This window comes from Micromonospora sp. ATLC20, assembly GCF_057196585.1.
This window is the reverse complement of sequence record NZ_JBXUOV010000064.1, coordinates 23,706-29,939: the sequence shown is the minus strand read 5'-3', so window position 1 is coordinate 29,939 and position 6,234 is coordinate 23,706. Positions and strand designations below refer to the sequence as shown.

Genomic DNA, 6,234 nt, shown 5'->3' with positions numbered 1-6,234 from the left:
GCCTCGTCGAGCGGGCGGGCCGGTCTCGGCAGCGCCCGGCCGAGCCCCAGCGCGGCCACCGTCACGTTCCGCGCCGGCAACCCGGCTGGCCGGGCCGCCGTACCGGCCGAGGCGCGTCCGGTGGACACCTCGCGCCCGACCCGTACCGTCGGCAGCGGCACCCCGGCGAGCTGCACCTCGGAGGCGGTGGTGAAGGCCGTCGCGGCCGGCGGCGTCATCACGTTCGACTGCGGGCCCGCGCCGGTCACCATCACGATGAAGGCCACCGCGAAGGTGGTGAACTCGCACGGCCCGCGCGTCGTGCTGGACGGCGGCGGCACCGTCACGCTGAGCGGCGGCGGCAAACGCCGGATCCTCTACATGAACACGTGCGACGAGGCGCAGGGCTGGACCACCTCGCACTGCCAGAACCAGGACCACCCGCGGCTCACCGTGCAGAACCTGACGTTCGCCGACGGGGACGCCACGGGTGATCGCACCGAGGGCGGTGGGGGCGGCGCGATCTTCGTACGCGGCGGGCGGTTCGCCGTGATCAACTCACGGTTCGTCGGCAACCGCTGCGACCGTACCGGCCCGGACCTCGGCGGCGCCGCGCTGCGCGTGCTGAGCCAGTTCGAGAACAAACCGGTGTACGTGGTGAGCAGCACCTTCACCGGCGGGGTGTGCGCCAACGGCGGGGCGCTGAGCAGCATCGGCGTCTCCTGGACGGTGCTGAACAGCGTCTTCCGGGACAACCGCGCGGTCGGTACCGGCGCGAACCCGGCCCGGGGCGGCACACCGGGTGGCGGCAGCGGCGGCGCGATCTACTGCGACGGCAACGAGTTCGCGGTACGGATCGTCGGCACGGTGATCGAGGACAACAGCGCGAACGAGGGCGGTGGTGCGATCTTCTTCGTCAGCAACAACCGCACCGGAACCCCGAAGATCGACAGCAGCACCCTGCGGCGAAACCCCAGCCGAGGCTTCGAGACAAAGGGCCACCCCGGCATCTTCTTCCTGGGCGCCCAGATCTCCTGACCGTCTGCCCTCTCCCCGCCCCGCCTTGCGCTGTCCCGTCCCGCCCCGTCGATCATGAAGTTGGCGGCCTCCCCGTCGGCGTGTCGCGCCGTCAACCTCATGATCACCGAGCAATCCCCGCCTGGAGAGTGGCCGCTCCGCCCTCGCGCTCTCGCGCCTACCCCCCTTGGCTCCGTGATCAAGGGGTTTGTGTCCTGGTTGATCTCTGCGCGCGACACAAACTCCTTGATCAACAGGGCGAGGGCGGGATAGGGCGAGGCGGGGTGGCAGCGAGATAGGGCGAGGGCGGGGTGGCCCGAGGCTGGAGCCGGATCGGACAGGTGGCGGGCAGGCGAAGGGTGGGGTCAGTAGGGGTTGGGGTGGCCGGGGAGGTGACCCCTGGTGAGGGCGGCGGGCCGGCCGGGGAGCGCCGGGTCCGGGGACAGCGGCGGCGAATCGGTACCGGCCCGCGCGGCCATCCCGGCGAACAGCTCCTTCAGGGCGGTCACCGTGTCGACGCTCGGGCTCCACCCGAGTTCGGTCTCGGCGCGGTGGCTGGACATCAGCGGCACGTTCAGCGCCAGGTCGACCCACCCCGTGTCGACGGGTTGCAGCCGCGCCCGCCAGGTAAGCGCCGCCGCGGCCCGCAGCACCGGCACCGCCACCGGCAGCGTCCAGCCGTGGAAGTGCCGTGCCACCAGCTCCGGCGTCAGCACCGGGTCGGCCGCCACGTTGAAGGCGCCGCTCGCATCCCCGACAACCGCCCGGGCGTACGCGTCCGCCACGTCGTCGGCGTGCACCGCCTGCATCCGGAGTCGCCGGTTCGACGGCACCAGCGGAATCCGGCCGTACCGCAGCAGCCGCACCGGCACCAGTGGGCCGAGGAAGTAGCGGCTGATCTCCGTACCGGCCTCCCGCTGGAAGATCAGCCCCGGCCGCAGCCGTACCACGCGCAGGTTCGGGTGCTCCCGCTGCACGCCGTCGAGTAGTGCCTCCACCTCCGCCTTGTCCCGGCTGTACGACGACGTCTCCACCCCGGTCGCCGGCCAGTTCTCGCTGACCGGCTGGTTCTTCGGGCCGGGCGCGTAGGTGCCGACAGATGAGGCGTACACGAGGGCCGGAACGCCGACCCGGACGGCGGCCTCGATCACCGCGCGGCTGCCGCCGACGTTGGTCCGGTGGAGCGTGCGGCGGTCGTGGCTGGGCTGGATCTGCCAGGCCAGGTGCACTACTGCCCGCGCCCCGGCGAAGATCCGCACGAGCTGGTCGGCGGCACCCGGTGCACCGATGTCGCAGGAGTGCCACTCCACGTCGTCGTACGGTTCACCGGCGTCCGGTCCGGGCAGCCGCCGGGCCACGCCGACCAACTCGGTGCCCGCCTCCCGCCGCAGCCGGCGCAACACTGCCGTCCCCACGTTGCCGGTCGCCCCCACGATCACGATGCGCATGACGGGTGCGGTACCCGCTGAACCGGGCAGCAACCGCTCACGGACGGGGGTTCGTGCGCACCCAGCCCTTCTCCCGGTCGCGGCGACCCGAGGTGGCGGCCAGGCAGCGCGGGCAGAGCCAGCCCTCCGGGTCGGCCTCGGTGAGCACGTCGGTGCCGGAGTAGTCGAACGGCACGTGCGGGAAGCGGCGCAGCCGGGTCCGGCTCAGCGGCAGCCCGCACAGCGTCTGGTTCCGGCCCGGCAGCCAGGCGTGCACCTCACCGCCCGGCCGGCGTACGCCGTCGTCGCCCGGCACCTCGCGGGACGCCGCCACGGCGGCGGTGCTCGTGACTCGCATGGTCGCCCAGGTTCCCCGGCCGCCGCCGTTCACGCCCGGCAACGACAACCCCTGGGGTACGCGGGCGCAGCGCGTACTCCAGGGGTGGTAGCCCGATCGACGACTCCGGGGCGACGACCGGCGGCGATGCCCGTCCATACGCTGCCGCCGTCACCACTTGCCGCGACCCGAGGGAGTCCCAGAATGTCCATGCACCTGCTCGCCGGCGCAGTCGCCCCGGCCGCGCACACCTCGCTCGCCGCCGGGGGCATCGGCGGCTCTGGCCGGGTCGGCGCCACAGTCTTCGCCGTGGTGGCCCTGGCCAGCGTGGTCGTCGGCGGACTGGCCCTGAGCCGGTCCGGTCGCGGGCCGGGCGAGGGGCGCGTCCAGGCCCTGGTGGCTGCCGCGGCGGGAGTGATCGGCCTGGTCCTCAGCGCGTGGCATCTGGCGCTGACCACCGAGGGTCTCGGCAGCGGCCAGGGCCGGGCCGGCGCGGTCGCCGGGGTGGCGTTCGGGCTGATCGGGGCGGTGCTGGGCGGGGTGGCGCTGGCCCGTTCCCGGCGCACCGCCTGACCCGGTCACTCGTTCCGTCCCGGCGGCTCGCGTCGGCCCGGTCGCTCGCGTCAGCCGCGTCGGCCCGGCGGCTCGCGTCGGCCCGGCGGCTCGTTCAGGAGGCGGTGAGCCAGCCGGGCACGGTCAGCCCCGACTCGTACGCGAGCACCACGAGCTGGGCCCGGTCCCGTACCCGCGTCTTGGTCATGATCCGGCTGACGTGCGTCTTCGCGGTGGCCGGGCTCAGCACGAGCCGGGCCGCGATCTCGTCGTTCGACAGGCCGGCGGCGACCAGGGCGAGCACCTCCCGTTCCCGCTCGGTGAGCGCGTTCAGCCGGGGGCCCGGGTCCGGATGCCGGGTGCGGGCGGCGAACTCGGCGATCAGCCGGCGCGTGACGGCCGGGGCGATCAACGCGTCGCCCCGCGCCACCACCCGTACGCCGTGGATCAGCTCCGCCGGCTCGGTGTCCTTGACCAGGAAGCCACTCGCGCCGGCCCGCAACGCGCCGTAGACGTAGTCGTCCAGGTCGAAGGTGGTCAGGATGATCACCCGGGCGGCGGTGCCGGCGACGATCTCCCGGGTGGCGGCCAGCCCGTCCAGCAGCGGCATCCGGATGTCCATGAGGACGACGTCCGGCCGTAGTTCCCGCGTCAGCCGTACCGCCGTGGCGCCGTCTGCGGCCTCACCGACCACCTCGATGCCGTCCTCGCCGTCGAGGATGGAGCGGAAGCCCGCGCGTACCAAAGTCTGGTCGTCGGCGAGCAGCAACCGGATCACGTCTTCTCCCCCAGTTCCGCGCGTGGCGCCGGGACCGGCAGCGGCGCGGGCCGCAGCGGAAGGCGGGCCCGCACCAGGAACCCACCGTCCGGCCCGGGCCCGGTGGTGAGCGAGCCGCCCAGCGCCCGGGCCCGCTCGCCCATGCCGAGGATCCCGTTGCCGGGCGTTGTGTCGTGCGGGCCCGCGGGACCGGCGCCGTCGTCCGCCACCTCCACCAGCACCTCGTCGCCGTCCGGCACGACCCGGACCACCGCCGAGGTCGCGCCCGCGTGACGGCTCACGTTGGTGAGCGCCTCCTGGACGATCCGGTACGCGGACAGGTCCACCTCCGGCGGCAGCGGCCCGGTCTCCGTCACCTCGGTACGCACCGTCAGCCCGCATCGCCCGGCCGCCGTGACCAGCTCGTCGAGGCGGTCCAGGCCGGGTGCGGGCCGGCTCGGCGTCGTACCCTCCTGCCGGAGCACGCCGAGCGCCGCCCGCAGCTCGCGCAGCGTCTCCCGGCTCGTCTGCTTGATCACGGCGAGTGCCTCCGCCGACCGCTCCGGATCGGGCCGGTGCAACGCGGCGCTCGCCTGCACGCTGATCAGCGACAGGTGGTGGCCGAGCAGGTCGTGCAGCTCGCGGGCGATCCGTAGCCGCTCCTCGGTGGCCCGGTGGCGGGCCTCCTCCTCCTTGCGCTGCTCTGCGGCGAGCACCCGGGCCTGCACCTCGGCGAGATAGGCGCGCCGGTTACGGGTGACGCCGACGATGACCGCGACGAGCCAGCCGGCGTGCAGCAGCGTCGCGCCGTTCCCGCTGACCCCGGTCCGGGTGTAGCTGTCGGCGACGGCGAACGAGACGACAGAGGCCAGGCCGAGCCCCACCGCGACAGCGAGGTACCCCTCGTCGACGACCGTGTACAGCGCCACGACGAACACCAGCATGATCGGCCCGGGGCGGTGCAGCAGAGCCCCGTACGCGGCGACAGCGGCGAGCGCCACCAGGCCTACCGCCACCGGGTATCGCCGGCGCAGGTAGAGCGCGCCGGAGGAGGCCAGGACGACGAGCAGCGCCACGCACTCGGCTGTGGTGTCGATGCCCTCCGACTGCACCACCAGGCCGAGCAGGGCTACCAGGGCGACGGCAGGCACCACTGCGGCTTCCGCTTTGAGGCCGTGTCGGCGCCGGCTCGACATTGTCGAAGCGTAGCGGTCCGCGGACGCAGCGGAGGGCCCCGAAGCGGCGCCGTGGCGGTGTCGGCGCGTGGTCGGAGGGTCGATGCGCGACGCACGCCGGGCTGATCGGCTTCGGGTAACCTGTGCCGTGCGGGCCGCTAGCTCAATGGCAGAGCTGTGGACTTTTAATCCATAGGTTCAGGGTTCGAGTCCCTGGCGGCCCACTCAACAGCGCATCTGAGCTGCGAGGACGTCGGCCGAAGATCATCGGGCACAACCAGGGCACAACTCAGTTCTGATCTTGGCCGGTGGCGCGTTCAGATGACTTGCCGTCTGCCTGCCGCAGGAGGCTGCCGACCAGGCCGCGCGGGCGGTCCTTCTTCGGCAGCCAGTGCACGTAGGTCTCCAACGTGATCCGCAGGTTGGCGTGCCTCAGCGCCTTCTGCACCTCCTGGGGCTCGACACCGTTGCTCATGAGCGTGGTGGCGAAGAAGTGCCGCAGGGAGTGGAAGGTGCCTTCCTTCGGCCACTCGGCGGCCTGCCGCCAGTCCGCCCACAGCTCCGACCAGTAGGTATCCGTCAGCAGCCTTCCGCGTGCCGAGGTGAACAGGACCGCCACCGGTCGGATCAGGCGCTCTCCGGTGGTGATGTCGGGCAGCTCGAACTCGACAGGACCGACCTCGTTGAGATGGGCGGTCAGTTCCTCGGCGACCACCGCGTCCAGGTCGACGGTCCCGGTGGAACCGCTCTTGGGTGGGGAGAGGTAGAAGCCGCCGAAGTGCTCGGGCGAGTGCCGTAGTTGCTGCACCACATGCAGCTCGCCATGCTCGTAGTCAGCACAGCGTGAACCGGCTTCCATTCCAAGGACCTCGCCGAGGCGAAGCCCCTCCCCTGCTCCCAGCCAGATAGCCGCCCGGAATCGCCGGGGTACCACCTCAACGAGCTTGAGCACCTGGTCCCCGGTGGGAACCCATTTCGGTGCCCGCGACA

The 6,234-nt window shown here is 72.7% G+C and carries 7 protein-coding genes and 1 tRNA gene; 3 read left to right on the top strand and 5 right to left on the bottom strand.

The features are described from left to right. Positions 1-1,017: hypothetical protein (locus AC2CHG_RS15775; protein ID WP_484525004.1), on the top strand; the 1,017-nt coding region annotated here is incomplete at its 5' end. A gap of 344 nt (positions 1,018-1,361) precedes the next feature. On the opposite strand, the gene AC2CHG_RS15770 is transcribed toward AC2CHG_RS15775, so the two are convergent. Both AC2CHG_RS15770 and AC2CHG_RS15765 read right to left on the bottom strand, forming a co-directional pair. Next, the gene (locus AC2CHG_RS15770) at positions 1,362-2,444 is read right to left on the bottom strand and encodes an NAD-dependent epimerase/dehydratase family protein (protein ID WP_262015636.1); all 1,083 of its coding nucleotides are present in this window, start codon (positions 2,442-2,444) and stop codon (positions 1,362-1,364) included. A 37-nt stretch (positions 2,445-2,481) separates the two neighbouring features. Beyond that, on the bottom strand, positions 2,482-2,781 hold the full coding sequence (locus AC2CHG_RS15765) for a hypothetical protein (protein WP_262015637.1): 300 nt from the start codon (positions 2,779-2,781) through the stop codon (positions 2,482-2,484). Positions 2,782-2,964: 183 nt separating this feature from the next. Between AC2CHG_RS15765 and AC2CHG_RS15760 the strand changes: the two genes are divergently transcribed. Beyond that, entirely contained in the window at positions 2,965-3,333 is a 369-nt protein-coding gene (locus tag AC2CHG_RS15760) for a DUF6223 family protein (RefSeq protein WP_262015638.1), read from the top strand. A gap of 94 nt (positions 3,334-3,427) precedes the next feature. On the opposite strand, the gene AC2CHG_RS15755 is transcribed toward AC2CHG_RS15760, so the two are convergent. Beyond that, positions 3,428-4,090 (bottom strand): response regulator, encoded by a 663-nt coding sequence (locus AC2CHG_RS15755; protein WP_135242818.1) that lies wholly within the window; start codon positions 4,088-4,090, stop codon positions 3,428-3,430. Next, positions 4,087-5,220: a sensor histidine kinase gene (locus AC2CHG_RS15750; protein ID WP_402810479.1), complete on the bottom strand. Its 1,134-nt coding sequence runs from the start codon at positions 5,218-5,220 to the stop codon at positions 4,087-4,089. Before AC2CHG_RS15750 ends, AC2CHG_RS15755 begins: the two co-directional genes overlap by 4 nt. A 176-nt stretch (positions 5,221-5,396) precedes the next feature. On the opposite strand from AC2CHG_RS15750, the gene AC2CHG_RS15745 reads away from it, so the two are divergent. Continuing rightward, positions 5,397-5,468, top strand: a tRNA-Lys gene (locus AC2CHG_RS15745). 65 nt (positions 5,469-5,533) lie between these two features. On the opposite strand, the gene AC2CHG_RS15740 is transcribed toward AC2CHG_RS15745, so the two are convergent. Next, positions 5,534-6,196, bottom strand: a complete 663-nt coding sequence (locus AC2CHG_RS15740; protein WP_484525003.1) for a tyrosine-type recombinase/integrase — start codon at positions 6,194-6,196, stop codon at positions 5,534-5,536. Between the last annotated feature and the right edge of the window lie 38 nt (positions 6,197-6,234).